The sequence below is a fragment of the Bradyrhizobium sp. SZCCHNR1043 genome (genome assembly GCF_032489675.1).
Lineage (GTDB): Bacteria > Pseudomonadota > Alphaproteobacteria > Rhizobiales > Xanthobacteraceae > Bradyrhizobium.
This window is the reverse complement of the sequence record NZ_JAUEYN010000009.1, coordinates 50,013-68,904: the sequence shown is the minus strand read 5'-3', so window position 1 is coordinate 68,904 and position 18,892 is coordinate 50,013. Positions and strand designations below refer to the sequence as shown.

The 18,892-nt window shown below is 66.6% G+C and carries 14 protein-coding genes; 7 read left to right on the top strand and 7 right to left on the bottom strand.

The features are described from left to right. Nucleotides 1-183: 183 nt before the first annotated feature. Nucleotides 184-693 carry a response regulator gene (locus QX039_RS16835; RefSeq protein ID WP_315740787.1) on the top strand — a complete coding sequence of 170 codons (510 nt, stop codon included), beginning with the start codon at nt 184-186 and terminating at the stop codon, nt 691-693. Nucleotides 694-1,152: 459 nt separating this feature from the next. Beyond that, nucleotides 1,153-1,788 carry a response regulator transcription factor gene (locus QX039_RS16830; protein WP_315717165.1) on the top strand — a complete coding sequence of 212 codons (636 nt, stop codon included), beginning with the start codon at nt 1,153-1,155 and terminating at the stop codon, nt 1,786-1,788. 99 nt (nt 1,789-1,887) lie between these two features. Here QX039_RS16830 and QX039_RS16825 read toward each other — a convergent pair whose 3' ends face one another. The 3 genes from QX039_RS16825 to QX039_RS16815 form a co-directional block, all read right to left on the bottom strand. Beyond that, nucleotides 1,888-5,499 carry a PAS domain S-box protein gene (locus tag QX039_RS16825; RefSeq protein WP_315740786.1) on the bottom strand — a complete coding sequence of 1,204 codons (3,612 nt, stop codon included), beginning with the start codon at nt 5,497-5,499 and terminating at the stop codon, nt 1,888-1,890. Then, nucleotides 5,480-5,914, bottom strand: a complete 435-nt coding sequence (locus QX039_RS16820; protein WP_315740785.1) for a response regulator — start codon at nt 5,912-5,914, stop codon at nt 5,480-5,482. The genes QX039_RS16825 and QX039_RS16820 overlap by 20 nt, the downstream gene beginning before the upstream one ends. A 401-nt stretch (nt 5,915-6,315) precedes the next feature. Then, nucleotides 6,316-7,026: a GntR family transcriptional regulator gene (locus QX039_RS16815; RefSeq protein ID WP_315773920.1), complete on the bottom strand. Its 711-nt coding sequence runs from the start codon at nt 7,024-7,026 to the stop codon at nt 6,316-6,318. Nucleotides 7,027-7,149: 123 nt separating this feature from the next. On the opposite strand from QX039_RS16815, the gene QX039_RS16810 reads away from it, so the two are divergent. The 5 genes from QX039_RS16810 (at nt 7,150) to QX039_RS16790 (ending at nt 12,433) form a co-directional block, all read left to right on the top strand. Then, on the top strand, nt 7,150-8,181 hold the full coding sequence (locus tag QX039_RS16810; protein ID WP_315740783.1) for an ABC transporter substrate-binding protein: 1,032 nt from the start codon (nt 7,150-7,152) through the stop codon (nt 8,179-8,181). Beyond that, entirely contained in the window at nt 8,181-8,945 is a 765-nt protein-coding gene (locus tag QX039_RS16805; RefSeq protein ID WP_315773918.1) for an ABC transporter ATP-binding protein, read from the top strand. Before QX039_RS16810 ends, QX039_RS16805 begins: the two co-directional genes overlap by 1 nt. 11 nt (nt 8,946-8,956) lie before the next feature. After that, entirely contained in the window at nt 8,957-9,817 is an 861-nt protein-coding gene (locus tag QX039_RS16800) for an ABC transporter permease (protein WP_315773916.1), read from the top strand. Next, complete coding sequence (gene araD / locus QX039_RS16795; RefSeq protein WP_315773915.1) at nt 9,814-11,550, top strand: L-arabinonate dehydratase; 1,737 nt, start codon at nt 9,814-9,816, stop codon at nt 11,548-11,550. Before QX039_RS16800 ends, araD begins: the two co-directional genes overlap by 4 nt. Before the next feature lie 163 nt (nt 11,551-11,713). After that, nucleotides 11,714-12,433: a ribonuclease activity regulator RraA gene (locus tag QX039_RS16790; protein ID WP_315773914.1), complete on the top strand. Its 720-nt coding sequence runs from the start codon at nt 11,714-11,716 to the stop codon at nt 12,431-12,433. Between the two features lie 195 nt (nt 12,434-12,628). Here QX039_RS16790 and QX039_RS16785 read toward each other — a convergent pair whose 3' ends face one another. From QX039_RS16785 to QX039_RS16770, 4 genes are all read right to left on the bottom strand, one after another. After that, nucleotides 12,629-14,728 (bottom strand): S9 family peptidase, encoded by a 2,100-nt coding sequence (locus QX039_RS16785; RefSeq protein ID WP_315773913.1) that lies wholly within the window; start codon nt 14,726-14,728, stop codon nt 12,629-12,631. 8 nt (nt 14,729-14,736) lie between these two features. Beyond that, nucleotides 14,737-15,924, bottom strand: a complete 1,188-nt coding sequence (locus tag QX039_RS16780) for a pyridoxal-phosphate-dependent aminotransferase family protein (protein WP_315740778.1) — start codon at nt 15,922-15,924, stop codon at nt 14,737-14,739. A 155-nt stretch (nt 15,925-16,079) separates the two neighbouring features. Further along, complete coding sequence (locus QX039_RS16775; protein WP_315773911.1) at nt 16,080-16,805, bottom strand: thermonuclease family protein; 726 nt, start codon at nt 16,803-16,805, stop codon at nt 16,080-16,082. A 209-nt stretch (nt 16,806-17,014) separates the two neighbouring features. Further along, nucleotides 17,015-18,742 carry a hypothetical protein gene (locus QX039_RS16770; RefSeq protein ID WP_315773909.1) on the bottom strand — a complete coding sequence of 576 codons (1,728 nt, stop codon included), beginning with the start codon at nt 18,740-18,742 and terminating at the stop codon, nt 17,015-17,017. Between the last annotated feature and the right edge of the window lie 150 nt (nt 18,743-18,892).

Genomic DNA, 18,892 nt, shown 5'->3' with positions numbered 1-18,892 from the left:
GCGCGGCGCATTGCGCGCCCACCGCTCGGGAAGCTTCCGCGCGCGAAGCGACGAGGAGACGCGTCGCCCTGGATCCTGCGCAAGTCCTAAGGCCGGGGGCCTTTTTTCGGAGAACCGCTTTACGCCGCCGCAGGGTCGGGCGTGTATGACAATGACCTCGGTCAAATTGTCCAGGAACGACCAATGCCGGTCATGAGTTCGGAACTTGCACCCAGCCGGCCGGAGCGCGCGGACGATGGCGGACGGCGCGCGTTGCAGCTCTTGGTCGTCGACGACGACGCTGCGCAGCGGACGCTGATCGCGCTGGCGGCCAAGCAGGCCGGCCATGCCGTGACGGTCGCGGCCACCTGCAGCGACGCGATCCGCGAGGTGCGCAACAAGCGCTTCGACTGCGTGACGCTCGATCTCATGTTCGAGGATGGCGACGGGACCGAGGTCCTCAAGGTCATCGCAGATACCCGCTTCGCCGGTTCCGTGATCGTAATCAGCGGCATGGATGCGGCGAAGCGAATTGAGGCCCGGCTGCTCGCGCGCTCGCTCGGGATCGACCTGCAGAGTCTGCCGAAGCCGGTCGATCTGGCGGCGCTGCGCATCTGCCTTGCCAATCTCGGCAAGACTGCGCTCGGCCTGCCCGTGGTCCACACCTGGGGCGGCGTCGCAGCCGAAACTGTTGCCGCGAAGCATCGGTCCTGAGAGACCTACATCGGCACAAGCCGCGGTCCAGAGTGCACATCCTGTGCAACGTCCAAATACCGCCGATTTCTGATCAAGACGAGGGCAAGGGCCGACTGACGGCTGCACGTCTTGTGTCAAATGCCGTGCAGATTTTCGTGGCAAGAGCCGTGCACTGGTCTGGCACCGAGCATGCCCGTTCGGCGTGGTGCAAGCGGGCAACGCCGATGCGATCAGAGCTTGATGTCGATCATGACGCTGTCGACGTTGATGTGTTTTGCAAAGCAGCATGCCGCTCACGACGGCTGCCTTGAGATCGTGTCCAGATCGTGGTCTCGTGAAGGCGGTCACCGATCTGCAGCTACTACTTGTGGGTTAGGATCATAAACCGTACAAATACGGGTGCCCAAAGCACCCGACGAGTATGGTATCATAAGACGCGCTTTCATTGTTTCTTCTCCTTTGCAAGAGCAATCGCCCATGGCCGAACAAACAACTTCCCGCGGTGAGATCTTTGTCGTCGATGACGATCCAGCCGTGCGTGACACCCTCTCGATGGTCTTGTCGGCGGGTGGGTATGAAGTGATCTGTTTTGCGGACGGCGCCGCGCTCCTGGCGGTGGCGCGGAGCAGGACACCGGCCTGTATCCTGCTCGACGTGCACATCCCCGGAAAGTCGGGTCTCGACATTCTCAGGGAACTGCACGGCGAGGACTATCCGGCTCCGATCTTCATGATCTCGGGCCAGGGCGACATCCCGATGGCCGTGAACGCGATCAAGAACGGGGCGCTCGACTTCATCGAGAAGCCGTTCCGCGGCAGTGAGATCGTGGCCCGTCTGAACGAGGCGATCGGCGCGTTCGCGCGGCGGCAGAAGGAGAACGCCTCGCCGAAGATCGGCTCGCTGCATTTCCCCGGCCGCGAGCCGCTGACGCGGCGCGAGCGCGAGGTCCTGGAACAGTTCACGGCGGGGGCCTCGAACAAGGAGGCGGGGCGCACGCTGGGCATCAGCCCGCGCACGATCGAGGATCACCGCGCGAACATCATGAAGAAGCTCGGCGCGCGCAACGCGGCCGATCTGATCCGCATCGTGATGACGGCGTCGCGCGCCAATTGAGCCGATGGCCGGGCCGCCCGCACGTGGCCTCGCTCTGGAGCAGCGGCAATCGCAAGCGCCAGGCCGCGTTGGTCAGGCCGCATGGTCAAGCCGCATTGCTCAAGCCTCGGTGGCGGCGAGCGCCTTGCGGATCATCTTGGCGAGCTCGGATTTGCGGTACGGTTTCGGCAGCAGAAGAATTCCCTCGTCGAGCCGACCGTGATGCACCACGGCATTTTCGGTGTAGCCGGAGGTGAATAGGACCCGCTGCGCCGGGCGAATCCGCTGGATCTCGGATGCGAGCTGGCGGCCGTTCATCGTCCCCGGCATGATGATGTCGGTGAAGAGCAGATCGAACGGCTCTCCGGCATTGGTGATCGCCAGCGCTTCGGCGGCATTGGCCGCTTCCAGCGTCGCATAGCCCAGCGCATGGAGCTGGGCGAGAACGTAGCCGCGCACCAGCCGATCGTCCTCCACCACCAGGATCGTCTCCTGGCCGCCCTGGATCGCCGGCGCGGCGCCCGATGGCTCCGTGACCGCCTCTTCGCTGCCCGGCGGCAGGTACATCCGGATCGTGGTGCCGTGGCCTTCTTCGCTGTAGATCCTGATGTGTCCGGCCGATTGCTTCACGAAGCCGTACACCATCGACAATCCGAGCCCCGTCCCCTTGCCCGGCCCCTTCGAGGTGAAGAACGGATTGAACACCTTGTCGATGATGGCGGCCGGAATGCCGCTGCCACTGTCGCTCACCGCGATCATCGCGTAGCGACCGGGCCGCACGTCGTCGTAGAGACTTGCGTAGTTCTCGTCGAGGTCGGCCCAGCCGGTCTCCAGGATGAGCTTGCCGCCATTCAGCATCGCGTCGCGGGCATTGAGCGCGAGGTTGATGACCGCCGTGGCGAGCTGGTTCGGATCGACATGCGCCACGCAGGTCTCGTCCTGGAAGACGGACTCGATCTCGATCTGCTCTCCGAGCGTCGGCCGCAGCAGCTTGGCCGTGTCGATCATGAGCGTGTTGACGTCGACCTCGCGCGGCTGCAGCGGCTGCCGGCGCGCAAAGGCGAGCAGATGCTGGGTGAGATCGGCACCGCGCGCGGCGGCCTCGTCGATCATCCTGGTGATCGCGGCGAGCTGCGGCTCCTTGGCCACGGCCGCGGCGAGAATCTCGATCGTGCCGGTGATCACGGTGAGGATGTTGTTGAAGTCGTGCGCGATGCCGCCGGTGAGCTGGCCGATCGCCTCCATCTTCTCGGACTGGCGGATCCGCTCCTCGGTCGCGATCTTGTCGGTGAGGTCGCGGAAGAAGCCGTTCAGCACGAAGCCGTTGCGGGTCTTCAGCGCGGTCACGCTGAGCTCGGCCTTGAACTCGCGGCCGTCGCGCCGCTTCACCATGACCTCGCGCCGACGGCCAACCCCGAGCGCGCTCGCTTGTCCGGTCATCAGGATGCGGCCGAGCGCCTCGCGCAGCTCCTCGCCGACGTCCCCGACCGTGATCACGTCGAACACGTCCTTGCCGATGATCTCGGCGCGCGACCAGCCGAAGATCTTCTCGGCCTGGGAGTTCCAGTTGAGAATGGCGCCGTTGTCGTCGACCTGGACGAAGGCATCGAGCGCGGTCTCGATGATGTTGCGGGCGAGCTGCTCGCTCTCCCGCAGCGTCTCCTGCGCCAGCCGGCTCTCGGTCATGTCGCGCCCGATGAAGAAGTGGCGCTGCACCGGCTCCGACCAGTTCGAGGTCCAAGACAGCGTCACCACGCGGCCGTCCTTGTGGACGTAGCGGCAGTCGGAGGTGCGTGCGCGCAGGCCGAGGCGCGAGGCACGAAGCTCCTCGCGTGCTTTGAGCAGATCGCCGGAGTGGATGAAATCCGCGCCGCTGCGGCCGATCATCTCGGCCGGCGTATAGCCGAGAATCGTCTCCACGCTCGGTGAGACCTGGACCAGGATGCCATTGCGGTCGGTGATGAGGATCAGGTCCCGCGACGTCTCGAAGATGCGCCGCCGCTCCTCGGTCTGCTGGCGCAGCGCCAGCTCGGTCCGGCGGCTCTCGGTGACGTCGCGTGCGATCTTGGAGGCGCCGATGATCTGGCCCGTCGGTGATTTGATCGGCGAGACGCTGAGCGAGACCTGGACCAGCTCACCGTCCTTGCGGATCCGCACCGTCTCGAAGTGCTGGATCCGCTCGCCGCGGGCCATGCGCGCCAGAATGTCCTGGGCCTCGGCCATGCGCTCTGGCGGCACGAGGAAATCCGCACGGCGGCCCACGGCCTCCTCGGCGGAGTAGCCCAGCATGGCCTCGGCTGCCGGATTCCACGCAGTGATGGTGCCGTCCAGCGACAGCGTCACGATCGCGTCGTTCGACGATTCCACCGCTGCACTGTACAGCCGTTCGCGGGCGGCGAAATGGTCGCGCGCCGCTTCGGTCAGGTAATGCTCCTGGACTTCGCGCTCGAGCTCGGCGGTCTTGGTGCGAACCTCGTCCAGCACGCGGGCAAAGGCGCGCGCCAGCACGCCGGTCTCGCCGACCGCCTCGAGCGGAATGTTCACCGCCTCGCCGCGGCCCACGCCCTCGACGGCCTGGGTCAGCTGGTTGATCGGCCGCGTCAGCGAGCGCGCGACCACGAAGGCGAGCGCGGCTGCGCACAGCATCGCGATCAGGCCGACCTCGATCGCCGTCTTGCGGATGGCGAGGGCGGGCGCCATGAAGGCGGTGTTCGGGATCGTCTCGATCACCGCCACCCATTCCTGTCCCGCGAGCAGCGCCGGAGCAAAGGCGACGCCGCCGGGACGATCGGCCTCGTCGTGCAGGATCTGCGCGAAACCTTCGGCGCTGCCCGTTGCGCCGGCGAGCGTCGGAAAATCGTCCTGCCATCGCGTCGATCGGCCGCGCTTGGAGGCGAATTCCCGGTCTGATTCGGGATGGAAGAGATAGTCGCCGCGGGCGTTCACCAGGTAGAGCTGGGCGCCCGGCCGGGCCGCGGCGCGCAGATGCGCAAAGATCGGGCGCATGTCGAGATCGATCATCAGGATCGCGTACGGCTTGCCGTCCGGCGCGAACACCGGCGTGCCGACGCACAGCATCGGCACGCCTGTCTTGGGATCCGTCGTGTTGCCGTCGAGAATGATCGGCGAGAGTCGGATGCCGCCGGGCGGCAGGCTCAGCGTCTCCTTGATGTAGTTGCGTTCGCCGCGCGTGATCAGCTCGTTCTCCGGAACGATCCGCACCGTGTTGCCCGGCCCGAGCCGGTCGACCCGGAGCAGCTCGCGATAATTGTTCTCGATCCCGACAAGGCGGATCATCGCGTAGGTCTGCTTGGCCTGCAGCTCGGCGAAGTAGCGCATTGCGACCCGCTCGCGCCACGACTGCGCCGGCAGCCCTTCGCGGGGATCGGGAGCCCCCGTCTTCAGCGTGCGTATCAACGTTGCCAGATTTGGCGAGGCGCGATAGCCGTTGATGTCGTTGCGGGCGCCGCCGACATAGTTTTCGAGCTCGGTCGCCATCAGGCGCGAATGCGACTCGATTCGATCGAGCGCGCGCGGCAGCAGCGCCCGCTCGAGGCTGCGGTAGCCGAGCCAGCCGACGGCGAACACCGCGATCGCGACCAGCAGGATCATCGCGACAGCCAGTCGCGTCGTCAGCGTGATGCGGCCGCCGAGCCGCGGACCCTCGCTCGCGGGCTGCGCGCCGCTCAGCAGGGGCTCTTCGCTTCGGCTGTCAGGAGTTCGGAACAGCATTGTGGCCTGGCCTGGGTCGAGTAGCCTGATCGCCTGCCGATGCCAGGCAATCGGAAACCATCGTCAGGAGGGCTGCCGGCTTGAACGGCTTGGGCAATGCGGAAACCGCTCCCAGTTTGGTGGCCATGGCAAGATAGTCGGGCTCTGACATCGAGGTCGGGGTGTGGGGACGTCCCGAGGTCATGATGATCGGAACACCCGGCGTTTGCTTGAGGATCATGCGCATCGCCTCCAGCCCGTCCATGCCCGGCATGAAGATGTCCAGGATCACCAGGTCGAAGCTCTCGCTTTTGAAGCGGACGAGCGCCTTCTGGCCGTCACCGGCGATTCCGACGACGTGACCGGCGCGTTCGAGCACGCGCTGAATTGTCAGCTGCATGAGCGGATCGTCGTCCACGACCAGAATCTTCGCCACGCTCCGCATCTCCCGATTGGCTGGCAGCAAGACCAACGGTCAGTTGTAAAGGTTTTGCCCAATTCGCGGCGCGCCGCAAGCGCTTCGCCGCGCAAGTCACATGCAGGATGGGACGCGGTGATGGATGTCCCGTGCGGGCGAAGGGTGGAGCATCCGGGCGCCGTGCCTGCATTCGAGGCGCTCGCGCCGTAGTTGCAGGGCGCGGAGCGCTTCACAATCGCCTCGTTCCGGCGAGGGCAGTCCCGCTGAATGCACAATATTTAAGCACATGTCTAAGGTCGACGATCCCGGGCGGCGCGACGGGTGGAGACAATGCGGACCTGCACGGGACGGAGTGGCCACAGGAGCGACATGCCGGGGTGCGGCGTGACACCGCTTATGTCCTCCGATTGGGCGGGCCGCTAGCCGCTGAGATAGTCCGGCCAGCGGCCGCGAATGGTCGCGAGGTCGCTCAGCGTGCCGGTCAGGTGCTCGCGCAGATGCGTCTGCGCCTCGTCCGGCCGGCCCGCGGCGATCGCGTCGACGATCTGCTTGTGGTGGCGCAGGATGGTCTGCGCCTTGCCGGGCGAAGGCAGATGCAGCCGGCGCAGCCGGTCGATGTGACCGCTGCGGCTGCGGACCAGACTCCACAGCTCGTGCTTGTCCGCGGCGGTGTAGAGCCGCTCGTGGAATGCGTTGTCGACGATCGTGAACGAGGTGAAGTTGCCGTCCTTGGCGAACCGTCTCTGCTGGGCGATCAGGGCATGCAGCTCGTCGATCGGGGCCGCCGCCGGTGTCAGCGCGAGCAGCCGCACGATCTCGAGCTCCAGCGCCTGGCGCAGGAACTGCGCCTGCTGCGCGCGAGCCACGTCGATGCGGCTGACCAGGGTCGCATGCTGCGGGAAGACGTCGACCAGGCCCTCTTCGGCCAGCCGCATCAGCGCGTCCCGGATCGGTGTCGAGCTGAGGCCGAACTCGGCTTGCAGCGCCGGCCGCGACAATGGCGCTCCCGGCGGCAGCGCCAGCGCGATGATCTGGTCGCGCAACCGCTCGAAGACCTGCGGTGCCGCGCGCCGGCTCGGATCGAGCCGTTCGGGTGGGAGAACCGCAGCAGGCGTCGCGGGCAATGCCATTTGGTCGGACGTCCGGCTCGAATGTCGCAGGGCAGAACAGCCCTTGTCAGAGATGCACTAATGCATTAGTGCATCTCTCCGTCGGCCGTCAAGAAGGAGCCGGCACGCGAGGAGGGATGTCCCATGTTCGAGAAGTTCGGGCGCTCGGCCGCACGAGCCGCCGGCCTGCTGGCCGCGCTGCTGGTCGCGGCGGCCTGGAATGACGCCGCACAGGCCCAGCAGAAGACCGAGGTCTCGCTGTCGCGCCAGCCCGGCATCTTCTACATGCCGAGCCACATCATCGAGAAGAACAAGCTGATCGAGAAGCATGCCGCGGCGCTTGGCGTGCCCGGCGTCACCACCAAATGGCTGACCTTCTCCGGCGGCGGCGCGCAGACCGATGCGCTGCTGTCGGGCAGCGTCGACATTCTCAACACCGGCACCGGCAATCTGCTGTTGTTGTGGGACCGTACCCGCGGCGGCGTGAAGGGTATCGTCGCGACCTCGGCACAGCCGATGACCCTGATCAGCCGCGATCCCAACATCAAGTCGATCAAGGACTTCGGTCCCAGCGACAAGATCGCCGTGCCGACCGTCAAGGTCTCGACCCAGGCCATCGTGCTGCAGATCGCAGCCGCCGAGGCGTTCGGCGCCGATCAGTGGAACAAGCTCGACGCCAACACCGTGCAGCTCGGTCACCCCGATGCCTATACGGCGCTGTCGAACCCGCAGCACGAGGTGCACAACCATTTCTCGATCCCGCCCTATACGTTCCTCGAATTGAAGAACGTCCCCGGCGCGCACGTCGTGATGAATTCGCCCGACGTGATGGGTGGACCGCTGAGCCAGGCGCAGTTCTTCACCACCACCAAGTTCGCCGACGCCAACCCGAAGATCATCCAGGCGGTGCGCGACGCCACCAAGGAGGCGCAAGACCTGATCCGCAGCGATACCCGGACGGCGGTGGAGATCTACAAGGAGATTACCGGCGACAAGACCTCGGTCGAGGATCTGCTCGCTTGGCTCAAGGAGCCCGGCATGATGGAGTGGAACCTGGAGCCGCAGGGCACGATGAAGTTCGCCGCGCATCTCGCCAAGATCGGCACCATCAAGACCCAGCCCAAGGCTTGGACCGACTACTACCTGCCGGTCGCCCATGATCTGAAGGGCAACTGATGTCTGCGCTGCTCGATGTCGATGGCGTCACTTTGCGCTACAAGACCTCCAGCGCCGTGATCACGGCAACCGAACGCGTCGGCTTCTCCGTCGACCGCTCCGATCGCTTCGTCCTGCTCGGACCGTCCGGCTGCGGCAAGTCGACCCTGCTGAAGGCGGTCGGTGGTTACATCAAGCCGAGCGAAGGACGGATGCGCATCAACGGCCGCGAGATCACCGGTCCCGGCGCCGACCGCATGATGATCTTCCAGGAGTTCGATCAGCTGCTGCCGTGGAAGACCGTGCTCGCCAACGTCATGTTCCCGCTGCTGACGGCGCGGCGCATGCCGCGCAAGGAGGCCGAGGGCCGGGCCCGCGCCTATATCGAGAAGGTCGGGCTGACGCGCGTCGTCGATGCCTATCCGCATACGCTGTCGGGCGGCATGAAGCAGCGCGTGGCGATCGCCAGGGGCATGGCGATGGAGCCGGACATTCTCTTGATGGACGAGCCGTTCGCGGCGCTCGACGCGCTGACGCGGCGCACCTGCCAGGACGAGCTGTTGCAGCTCTGGAGCGAGACCAAGTTCACGGTGCTGTTCGTCACGCATTCGATTGCGGAGGCCATCAAGATCGGCAACCGCATCCTGCTGCTGTCGCCGCACCCTGGCCGGGTCAAGGCCGAGGTCATCGACGTTGACAAGGTCTCGGCCGAGGATGGCAGTGCCGCACGCCTGGAGAAGCAGATCCATGACCTGCTGTTTTCTGAACCCGCAACGGCACATTGAGGGCCGCTCCCATGGCTGACGCAAAGATCATCCTGCGTGACACGGCTGCGGCGAGCGCGTCCCCGGCCGAGGTCGAGCGCAAGCTCGGCATGCTCGAGCTGCTGTGGAACGACGGCTTCGTGCGCAAGAGCCTGATCATCGTCGTGCTGGCCGCGATCTGGCAGGCATACGGCAGCTATCTCGACAATCCGCTGCTGTTCCCGACCTTCTCCGACACCATCGTCGCGCTCTGGGAAAAGGTGCGCGACGGCACCATTCCGATGCGCGCCTGGACCTCGCTGAAGGTGCTGTTCATGGGCTATGCCGCCGGCATTACGCTGGCGGCCATCCTGACCGTGCTCGCGATATCGACCCGCATCGGCACCGATTTCCTCGAGACCGTCACGGCGATGTTCAACCCGCTGCCGGCGATCGCGCTGCTGCCGCTGGCGCTGATCTGGTTTGGGCTCGGCAGCGGCAGCCTCGTCTTCGTGCTGATCCATTCGGTGCTGTGGCCGGTCGCGCTCAACACCCATTCCGGCTTCAAGAGCGTGTCCAACACGCTGCGCATGGTCGGCCGGAACTACGAGCTGAGCGGCCTTTCCTACGTCATCCGCATCCTGATTCCGGCGGCGTTCGGCGCCATCCTCACCGGCCTCAAGATCGGCTGGGCGTTTGCGTGGCGGACCCTGATCGCGGCCGAGCTGGTGTTCGGCGTGTCCTCGGGGCAGGGCGGCCTCGGCTGGTTCATCTTCGAGAACCGCAATTTGCTGGAGATTCCCGCCGTTTTCGCCGGCCTCTTGACCGTGATCGTGATCGGCCTCGTGGTCGAGAACCTGATCTTCCGCACCATCGAGCGCCGGACCGTGCTGACCTGGGGGACGCAATCATGAGCGAGCGCAAGCAACCCGATCAGCTGCGCAGCGCGCGCTGGTTCGCACCCGACGATCTCCGCTCCTTCGGCCATCGCTCGCGCGTGATGCAGATGGGCTACGCCCAGGAGGAATGGAAGGGCCGGCCGGTCATCGCCATCATCAACACCTGGTCCGACGCGCAGCCCTGCCACATGCACTTCAAGCAGCGGGTCGACGACGTCAAGCGCGGCGTGCTGATGGCCGGCGGCTTCCCGATCGAGCTGCCGGCGCTGTCGCTGTCGGAGTCGCTGTTGAAGCCGACCACGATGCTCTATCGCAACATGCTGGCGATGGACGTCGAGGAACTGCTGCGCAGCCATCCCGTCGACGGCGTCGTGCTGATGGGCGGCTGCGACAAGACCACGCCGGCGCTGCTGCTCGGCGCCACCAGCATGAACCTGCCGGCGATCTATCTCCCCGCAGGACCGATGCTGCGCGGCAATTGGAAAGGCAAGACGCTCGGCTCCGGCTCCGATGCCTGGAAGTACTGGGACGAGCGCCGCGCCGGAAAACTGTCGGACGCCGACTGGAATGCGATGGAGGCGGGCATCGCGCGCAGCCACGGCACCTGCATGACCATGGGCACGGCCTCGACCATGACCGCGATTGCCGAGGCCATCGGCATGACCTTGCCCGGCGCCTCGTCGATTCCCGCCGCCGATGCCGAGCACATCCGCATGAGCTCGGAGTGCGGCCGCCGCGTCGTCGAGATGGTGTGGGAGGACCTGACGCCGTCGAAGATTCAGACGCGGCCAGCGTTCGAGAATGCGATCGCGGTCGCGATGGCGATGGGCTGCTCCACCAACGCGATCATCCACGTGATCGCGCAGGCACGCCGCGCCGGCGCCGATATCGGCCTCGACGATTTCGAGGCCGCGAGCCGCAAGGTGCCGGTGCTCGCCAATGTCCGGCCGAGCGGCGACACCTATCTGATGGAGGACTTCTATTACGCTGGCGGGCTGCCCGGCCTGATGAGCCGGATGAAAGAGCATCTCCATCTCGACTGCCTCACCGTCAACGGCCGCACGCTGGGCGACAACATCACAGGCGCCGGCGTCTACAATGACGACGTCATCCGCCCGCAATCCAACCCGATCTACCGCGAGGGCGCGCTCGCCGTGCTCAAGGGCAACCTCGCGCCGGATGGCTGCGTCATCAAGCCCTCCGCCTGCGAGCCGCGCTTCCTCAGGCACACGGGCCCGGTGCTGGTGTTCGACGACTATCCGTCGATGAAGAAGGCGATCGACGATCCCGATCTCGACGTCACGGCCGATCACGTGCTGATCCTGCGCAATGCCGGGCCGCAGGGCGGGCCGGGCATGCCCGAATGGGGCATGCTGCCGATCCCGACCAAGCTCGTGAAGCAGGGCGTGCGCGACATGGTGCGGCTGTCGGACGCCCGCATGAGCGGCACCAGCTACGGCGCCTGCATCCTGCACGTCGCGCCGGAGGCCTATGTCGGTGGTCCCTTGGCGCTGGTGAAGAACGGCGACCGCATCACGCTCGACGTCGCCGCGCGCACCATCAATCTCGATGTGCCTGAGGACGAATTGGCGCGCCGCCGTGCCGCCTGGACACCGCCAACGCCGCGCTTCGAGCGTGGCTATGGCTGGATGTTCGCCCGCCACATCAAGCAGGCCAATGACGGCTGCGATTTCGACTTCCTCGAGACCGGCTTCGGCGCCGCGGTCGGGGAGCCCGCGATTTATTAGTTCATAGCGCCGCGTTAGCCCGCGCTGTTTCCGCGCACCCGGTGCGCTCCCTCCCCCCTTGCGGGGGAGGGTCGGGGAGGGGGTACCCCAAGCGACACCGTTGATGTGGACCCCCACCCCCAACCCCTCCCCGCAAGGGGGAGGGGAGAACGACGAGCACCGCATGACCAAACTCAGCGACACCACCCGCAACAAGCTCAAGACCGTCTCCACCGCCACCGTTGCGACCGCGCTGTTTAAGCGCGGCCTGCGCATCCAGTGCATCCAGAACGTCCATCCGCTCAATCCGGACGCGCCGACCATGGTCGGCGAGGCATTCACCCTGCGCTATATCCCGGCGCGCGAGGACCTCAACACCATCGAGGTGTTTCGCGACCGTGCCCATCCGCAACGCAAGGCCGTGGAGGAGTGTCCGCCCGGTGCCGTGCTGGTGATGGACAGCCGCAAGGACGCGCGGGCTGCCTCGGCCGGCGCCATCCTGGTGAGCCGCCTGCAGCAGCGCGGCGTCGCCGGTGTCGTCACCGATGGCGGGTTTCGCGATGCGGCCGAGATCGCCAAGCTCGGCATTCCCGCCTTCCACCAGCGCCCGAGCGCGCCGACCAATCTCACCCTGCATCATGCGATCGAGATCAACGGCCCGATCGCCTGCGGCGACGCGCCGGTGTTTCCCGGCGACGTGATCCTCGGCGATTCCGACGGCGTCATCGTCATCCCCGCCCATCTCGCGGACGAGATCGCGGAGGAGACGTTCGAGATGACCGCGTTCGAAGATTTCGTCGCCGAGCAGGTCGCGAACGGCCGCTCCATCCTCGGCCTCTATCCGGCGACCGATCCGCAGACGCCGGCGGATTTCGCCGCGTGGCGCGCGAAGAACGGCAGGTAACCGTCACACACTCCGCTGTCGTCCCGGCCTTGAGCCGGAACCCAGAAACACAGGCGGATGTGACTACGAAGAAGGTGGCTCCAGCCTGCCCAACAACCGAGGACGGTGGTTATGGGTCCCTGCGTTCGCAGGGACGACACTGTTGGTCGGGCGAGATCCCGCTACACATCTCGCTGTTGCTGTCAGTCGCCGCGCTCACGCGCTTCTATCCGCCAAGCCCACCGCCCACAGCGCGAACGCATAGACGATCGCGACCTCATCCAGCCGGTTGAAGCGGCCGGAGGCGCCGCCGTGGCCGGCGCCCATGTTGGTGCGCAGCACGACAGGGCCGCCACCGGTCATGGTCGCGCGCAGCCGGGCGATCCACTTCGCCGGCTCCCAATAGGTGACGCGCGGGTCGGTGAGACCGGCCATCGCGAGGATCGCGGGATAGGGCTTGGCAGCGACGTTGTCGTAGGGCGAGTAGGACAGGATGGTGCGAAAATCCGCTTCGCTCTCGATCGGGTTGCCCCATTCGGGCCATTCCGGCGGCGTCAGCGGCAGGCTGTCGTCGAGCATGGTATTGAGCACATCGACGAACGGCACCTCGGCGACGATGCCGGCGAACAGCTCGCCCGCGCGGTTGGCGACTGCGCCCATCAGCATGCCGCCGGCGCTACCGCCATGGCCGACGATGCGCTTCTCGCTGGTGTAGTTGGCGGCGATCAGCGCCCGCGCACAGGCTGAGAAATCGTCGAAACTGTTGGTCTTCTTCTCGCGCTTGCCGTCGAGGTACCAGCCCCAGCCCTTGTCAGTGCCGCCGCGAATATGCGCGATGGCATAGACGAAGCCGCGGTCGACCAGCGACAGCCGGTTGGTGGAGAACGACGCCGGCATGGCATGGCCGTAGGACCCGTAGCCGTAGAGCAGCAGCGGCGCTGACCCGTCGGCCTTGAAGTCGCGCCGATGCAAGAGCGAGACCGGCACCTCGGCGCCGTCGTCCGCCTTCGCCATGATGCGCGTGGTGACGTAGTCCGCCGGATTGTGCCCCGACGGGATTTCCTGGCGCTTGCGCAGCGTTCTAGCGCGCGTCACCATGTCGTAATCCCACACCTCCGACGGCGTCGTCATCGACGAATAGGCAAAGCGCAGGTTGGTGGTGTCGAACTCGTAGGAGCCCATCGCGTCGAGCGAATAGGCACCCTCGTCGAAGGCGATCGCGTGCTCCTCGCCGGATTTCAGGTCGCGGATCACGATCGACGGCAGCGCATTGGCGCGCTCCAGCCGCACCAGATGGCCGGCATAGAGATCGTGGTCGAGCACATAGATGCCGGCGCGATGCGGAATGAGGTCGCGCCAATTGGTGCGCTCGGGCGCGGCCAGCGGCGCGGTCACGATCTTGAAGTCGATCGCGCCGTCGGCATTGGTGAGAATGAGCAGCTCGTCGCCGCGATCGGCGATCGAATATTGCACGCCGTTCTCGCGCGCGGCGACCAGACGCGGCGGCGCATCGGGATGATCGAGATCGATCAGCCGCTGCTCCGAGGTCTCATGGTCGCCCCCGGCAATCACGCAGAACCGGCCGGAGGTCGACTCGTGCACATGGGTGAACCAGCCGGTGTCCTTCTCCTCATAGACCAGCAAATCGTCTGATTGGTTGGTGCCGAGCTTGTGCCGCCACACCTGCATCGGGCGGTGATTGTCGTCGAGCTTGACGTAGAAGAAGCTCTTGCAGTCACGCGACCACACCACGCCGCCGTCGGTCTCCTCGACGAGATCGACGAGATCGTTTCCACCGTCCCAGTCGCGGACGCGGATCGTGAAATATTCCGAGCCCTTGGTGTCGGCGCTCCAGGCGGCCAGCTTGTGGTCGTGCGAATGCCGGCTGCCGCCGAACTTGAAATACTCATGCCCGCGCGCCAGAGCATCGCCGTCGAGCCCGATGGTCTCCGCCCCGCCGTTGCGCGGCGTGCGGCAGAACAGCTCGTGCTGGCCGCCCTCGCGGTACTTTCGGAAGTAGGCGTAGGGCCCGTCCGGCGATGGCACCGAGGAATCGTCCTCCTTGATGCGGCCGCGCATCTCCGCGACGAGCTTCTTCTGCAGCGGTGCGGTATGGCCGAGCACGGATTCCGCATAGGCGTTCTCGGCCTCGAGATAGGCGCGGATGTCGGCGTCGAGCAGCGACGGATCGTGCAGCACCTCCTGCCATCGCGCATCCTTCAGCCAGGCATAATCGTCGCTCACGGTGATGCCGTGGCGGGTGAAGGAATAAGGGCGGCGCGGCGCCACCGGCGCACTTGTGCTGCTGTCGGTCATGTCGTCCTTTACGGGGTCACGCTCTCGCCGAGCCATTGGATCGCGGCGTCGAGGCCGCCGCGGCCATGCGGAATCTTCAACGCCACCAGCGCCATTTCGATCACGCCGAGCGTGCCCAGCACCATCGGCGCGTTGACATGGCCCATATGGGCGATGCGGAACGCCTGGCCCTGGAGGTCGCCGATCCCGGTGCCGAGCACGACGCCGCACTGCTCCTTGCAGTAGGTCTGCAGTACGGCCGGATCATAGCCGCCGCCGACCAGCACCGTGGTCACGGTGTTGGAACGCTCCGCGGCGTCTGCGATATTGAAGCCGATCACCTGGCCCTCGCTCCACTTCGCCACGGCGCGACGCACGGCCTCGGCGAGCAGCGCATGGCGCCGGAAGGCGTGCGGTAGCCCCTCGGCGAACAGCATGTCCATCGCCTGGCGCAGCGCGAACAACAGATGAACCGGGGCGGTGCCGCCATATTTGCGATAGTGCTCGGCGCCCTCGCGCTCGCTCCAGTCCCAATAGGGCGTGCGCATGTTGGCGCGCTTGTGTGCCTCGAGTGCGCGCGCGTTCGCCGCGACGAAGCCGAGACCGGGCGGCGTCATCAGGCCCTTCTGCGAGCCGGACATCGCGACGTCGATGCCCCAGGCATCCATCTCGAACGGCATGCAGCCGAGCGAGGCGACGGTGTCGACCATATAGAGCGCCGGATGGCCCGCGGCCTTGATGGCGCGGCCGATCGCCTCGACATCGTTGACGACGCCCGAGGCGGTGTCGATCTGCGCCACCACGATGGCCTTGATGGTGTGCTCCTTGTCGGCGCGCAGCCGCGCCTCGACCTCGGCCGGGCGCACCGCGCGGCGCCAGTCGCCCCTGAGAACCTCGACCTCGGCGCCCATCGCGCGCGCCGCATGGCCCCAGCCGATCGCGAAGCGGCCGCTCTCCAGCACCAGCAGCTTGTCGCCGCGCGACAGCACGTTGGAGAGCACGGCCTCCCAGGCGCCATGGCCGTTGGCGATGTAGATGTAGGTCTTGCCCTTGGTCGCGAACAGGCGGCCGAGATCGGACATGATGCCGTCGGTCAGCTCGACCATCTGCTTGGAGTAGATGTCGAGCGCCGGGCGGTGCATCGCCTGCAGCACCTCGTCCGGCATCGTGGTGGGTCCCGGGATGGCCAGAAACTCCCGGCCCGCGCGAACGGTCATTGTCAGTGTCCTCGGCGATGTGGTTTGGCGGTTGAGGGTGGTGGCGGGCTCTCGCACACGGCTGGCCCATGGTCGTTTTACGTGGCGCGGCGCATTAAGAAAAGCCGGAGAAGCCGGGGGGCTGGCATGCCCCGGCAGGCCGGCGCGTCAGGCCGTCAGCGCCTCGTCTCGCGGCAGCCGGCGGCCTCGGCCTCCTCGACCGAGCAGAACCAGCGCGTGCCCTTGGCGACGTGCATCTTGATCTGAGCGTACCAACGGCTCTTCGGCGTGTGATAGATGCACTCGCCGGCGCCGTTGACGTTGCCCTTGATGGTGCAGTCGGGCGACGGAGCGACCGGTCCCGAGGCCGAGGCGAGCAGGATGGCTTTCGCGCTGTCCGGCGGCTTGGTGGCGCCGAGGATCGTGGTCTTCTTGTTGCGCACCCGCCAGTCCCACGGCGCGATGAATGCGCCCTGCCACATGCCGGCCTTGGCGGCCCGCGCCTCCGCCTCGTCGGGCTCGTAATCGTGCGAGATGGTGCGATAGGCCAGCGCCCAGCCGCTGCGCACCAGCCATTTCTGGATGTCCTCGCCGTCGACGTCGCAGCGCGCCACCTGGCGACCGCGGCGATCGATCGAACGCGGATGACAGGTCCAGCTCTTGCCGTCGGCGTGCTTGATCAGTTCGTCACGCGCGGCCACGCCGCAGGTCCAGCGCTCGCCGTTCTTGTTCAGGCAGAGCTGATCGACGGCGGGCGCGTCGATGCCGCCGAGCCGGATGCGGGTGGTCCCGATCGTGATCCCATCGGCCTCACGGACCTTGGGAATCCCGGCGATGTCGGCCGCGGACGCGACGGACGGCAGCAGCAGCAGGAGCGCGAGCAGGGCTGGTTTCATCGACATGAACGGGCGCGGATCGTCCTTGGGGATGGGAGGGCTGAGGCAATTGTGCGGCGGATCGCCCGGTTGTTCCAGCGCCGTGATTGCCTGACCCGCTCAACTTCACGCGATGGTGGGGACGTTTCGACTCAAGCTATCACAACAACGGTCGTGCGCTCCCCTCCCCGCAAGGGGGAGGGGAGTGGACCGACATCGGCGACACAGCTTCGTCCTCACCGCACCACGACCCTTCGCGCCAGCGCCAGGCCCATCAGCACGAAGGCGGATGTCACCTCGGGGCCGCCGACCAGGATGCGGGTCGGGGTCTTCATCTTGTTCCATTCATAGGCGCGGTACGGATGCCGCCGGCCGCCCTCGCCGAACGACGTCACGATGCAATGCACCGCGGGCGCGAAGCTCGCCGCAGCGCCGCCGAGATGGCCGAGCGCAATCAGCGCCAGCGCGGCGTCGAACGGGTTCATCTCGCGGCCGATCAGCTCGTCCTCGACATAGCCGAGCACGCGCAGACGTATGAGCTCGAACGCGCCGTCGGGATCGATCGCCCGCCGCGCGGCGGGCGGCAGTGCCATGAAGGCGTGGTAGCAGCGGCCGAAATAGGCGCAATACAGCTCCGGCAGATAATAGATGTGCGCGCGCGGGTCGGCGAAGGCGCCGCTCAGCACCAGTCGCTGCTGGAAGCCGACGATCCGCCTGACGACGTCGAGCCGCGCTTGCGTCTCCAGGACCTGCCAGCGTGCGAGGTTGCGGAACGACACTTCGAGCACGTCGAGATTCAGCGTCGGATCGAGATCGTTGCCGTAGGGCCGCTCGCCGGCCAGACTGTCGATCCAGGTCGCGATGCCGCCCTCATAGTCGATGTTGTCGTTGATCGGCACCGTCACGCGCGGCTCGTTGCCGCCGGCGCGCACCTGGTAGCCGGCATAGAAATCCAGCAGCGGCTGGTTCAGCATCGGATCGTCCGAGCCGGCCTGCGTCGCCGCCGAGAACGAGCACGCCGTGGTGTCGCAATCCGGCACGTAGACGCCGAAGCCGAGGTCCTGCTTGATCTGGGTGAAGAAGCGCGAGAAGCGCGGATGCGGCGGCGGCGCCAGCGCGGTGACGACATTGTAGCTCTTGCCGTCGGCGCCGCGCACCTCCTCGCGGCTGACGGTCAGGCAGAACTCGACCATGGCCGAAATCGCCGTGCGCGCCGCGGTCGTCTGCTCCGACGAGGCGAGGCCCGTCTCCAGATAGCTCAGCAGCGCCTCGGTGAAGAACGCGTCGTAATAGGCCGAGCGGTGGCGGATCTGCACCGGCTCCCACATCGGCTCGGCGATGCCGCGCCACGGCGGATTGATGACGGCCGCCGCCGGCGAGCGCGCGATGAAGACGCGGGCGAGGTTGAACAGCAATGTCGAGTTCTTGTAGCCGCGCGCGTCCAGCCCCTGCAGCGCCATCAGCACCTCGCGGCCCTTCATGTCGGGATCGCCGATCAGGTTGAAGGCGGCATAGGTCGGGATGAAGCCATTGCGGCTGAACGAGCCGAGCAGGTCGGCGCCACAGGCCCGGATCACGCGGTCGATCTCGCCTTCCGGCGGCATGGCCGCCGCCGCGGCGGTCCGGCGCGGCGGGGCAGGGTGATGCAAGGCGACGCTGTCGACCAGATCGGCGATCGGGCGGCCGACCTGCTCCCAGTCCGGCGTCGGATTGTCGCGGGCGAGAACCAGCGCGTCGCGCAGCGCATTGAGAACAGCGGGATCGTTCAACTCGGGCAGGCCGGCACGGCGCAGCAATGCGCGCAGCGCGGGGTTCCCCAGCGCGGTCCGGTAGAATTTCGACAGATGCGGGTCGCCGCTGCCGGGCCGGCGCAGGATGGGATCGCAGACCTCGTACAGCGACGGCCCATCCTTCCGGGCCGTCAGTGCGCGGCAGGCCGCGCCGGCGAAATACTGGAAACTCAAGCGAGGACTCGCGGGTTGTCGGAGGCGGGACGAACGGCATGCGCTGCTCGAGACGCCCGGCAACGGCGCGTCACGCGCATGCATGAGGCAAACTGACACGCTGGACGGCCAAAGACAACGTGACGGCGGTCACGGCGCGAGGCGGATTGG

What these genes read in the sequence shown, in the direction of transcription:
- QX039_RS16835 (WP_315740787.1), top strand. Translation starts at nt 184, where the DNA reads ATGCCGGTCATGAGTTCGGAACTTGCACCCAGCCGGCCGGAGCGCGCG.
- QX039_RS16810 (WP_315740783.1), top strand. Translation starts at nt 7,150, where the DNA reads ATGTTCGAGAAGTTCGGGCGCTCGGCCGCACGAGCCGCCGGCCTGCTG.
- QX039_RS16775 (WP_315773911.1), bottom strand. Translation starts at nt 16,805, where the DNA reads ATGTCGATGAAACCAGCCCTGCTCGCGCTCCTGCTGCTGCTGCCGTCC.
- QX039_RS16825 (WP_315740786.1), bottom strand. Translation starts at nt 5,499, where the DNA reads ATGCTGTTCCGAACTCCTGACAGCCGAAGCGAAGAGCCCCTGCTGAGC.
- QX039_RS16790 (WP_315773914.1), top strand. Translation starts at nt 11,714, where the DNA reads ATGACCAAACTCAGCGACACCACCCGCAACAAGCTCAAGACCGTCTCC.
- QX039_RS16800 (WP_315773916.1), top strand. Translation starts at nt 8,957, where the DNA reads ATGGCTGACGCAAAGATCATCCTGCGTGACACGGCTGCGGCGAGCGCG.
- QX039_RS16780 (WP_315740778.1), bottom strand. Translation starts at nt 15,924, where the DNA reads ATGACCGTTCGCGCGGGCCGGGAGTTTCTGGCCATCCCGGGACCCACC.
- QX039_RS16785 (WP_315773913.1), bottom strand. Translation starts at nt 14,728, where the DNA reads ATGACCGACAGCAGCACAAGTGCGCCGGTGGCGCCGCGCCGCCCTTAT.
- QX039_RS16815 (WP_315773920.1), bottom strand. Translation starts at nt 7,026, where the DNA reads ATGGCATTGCCCGCGACGCCTGCTGCGGTTCTCCCACCCGAACGGCTC.
- QX039_RS16805 (WP_315773918.1), top strand. Translation starts at nt 8,181, where the DNA reads ATGTCTGCGCTGCTCGATGTCGATGGCGTCACTTTGCGCTACAAGACC.
- QX039_RS16830 (WP_315717165.1), top strand. Translation starts at nt 1,153, where the DNA reads ATGGCCGAACAAACAACTTCCCGCGGTGAGATCTTTGTCGTCGATGAC.
- araD (WP_315773915.1), top strand. Translation starts at nt 9,814, where the DNA reads ATGAGCGAGCGCAAGCAACCCGATCAGCTGCGCAGCGCGCGCTGGTTC.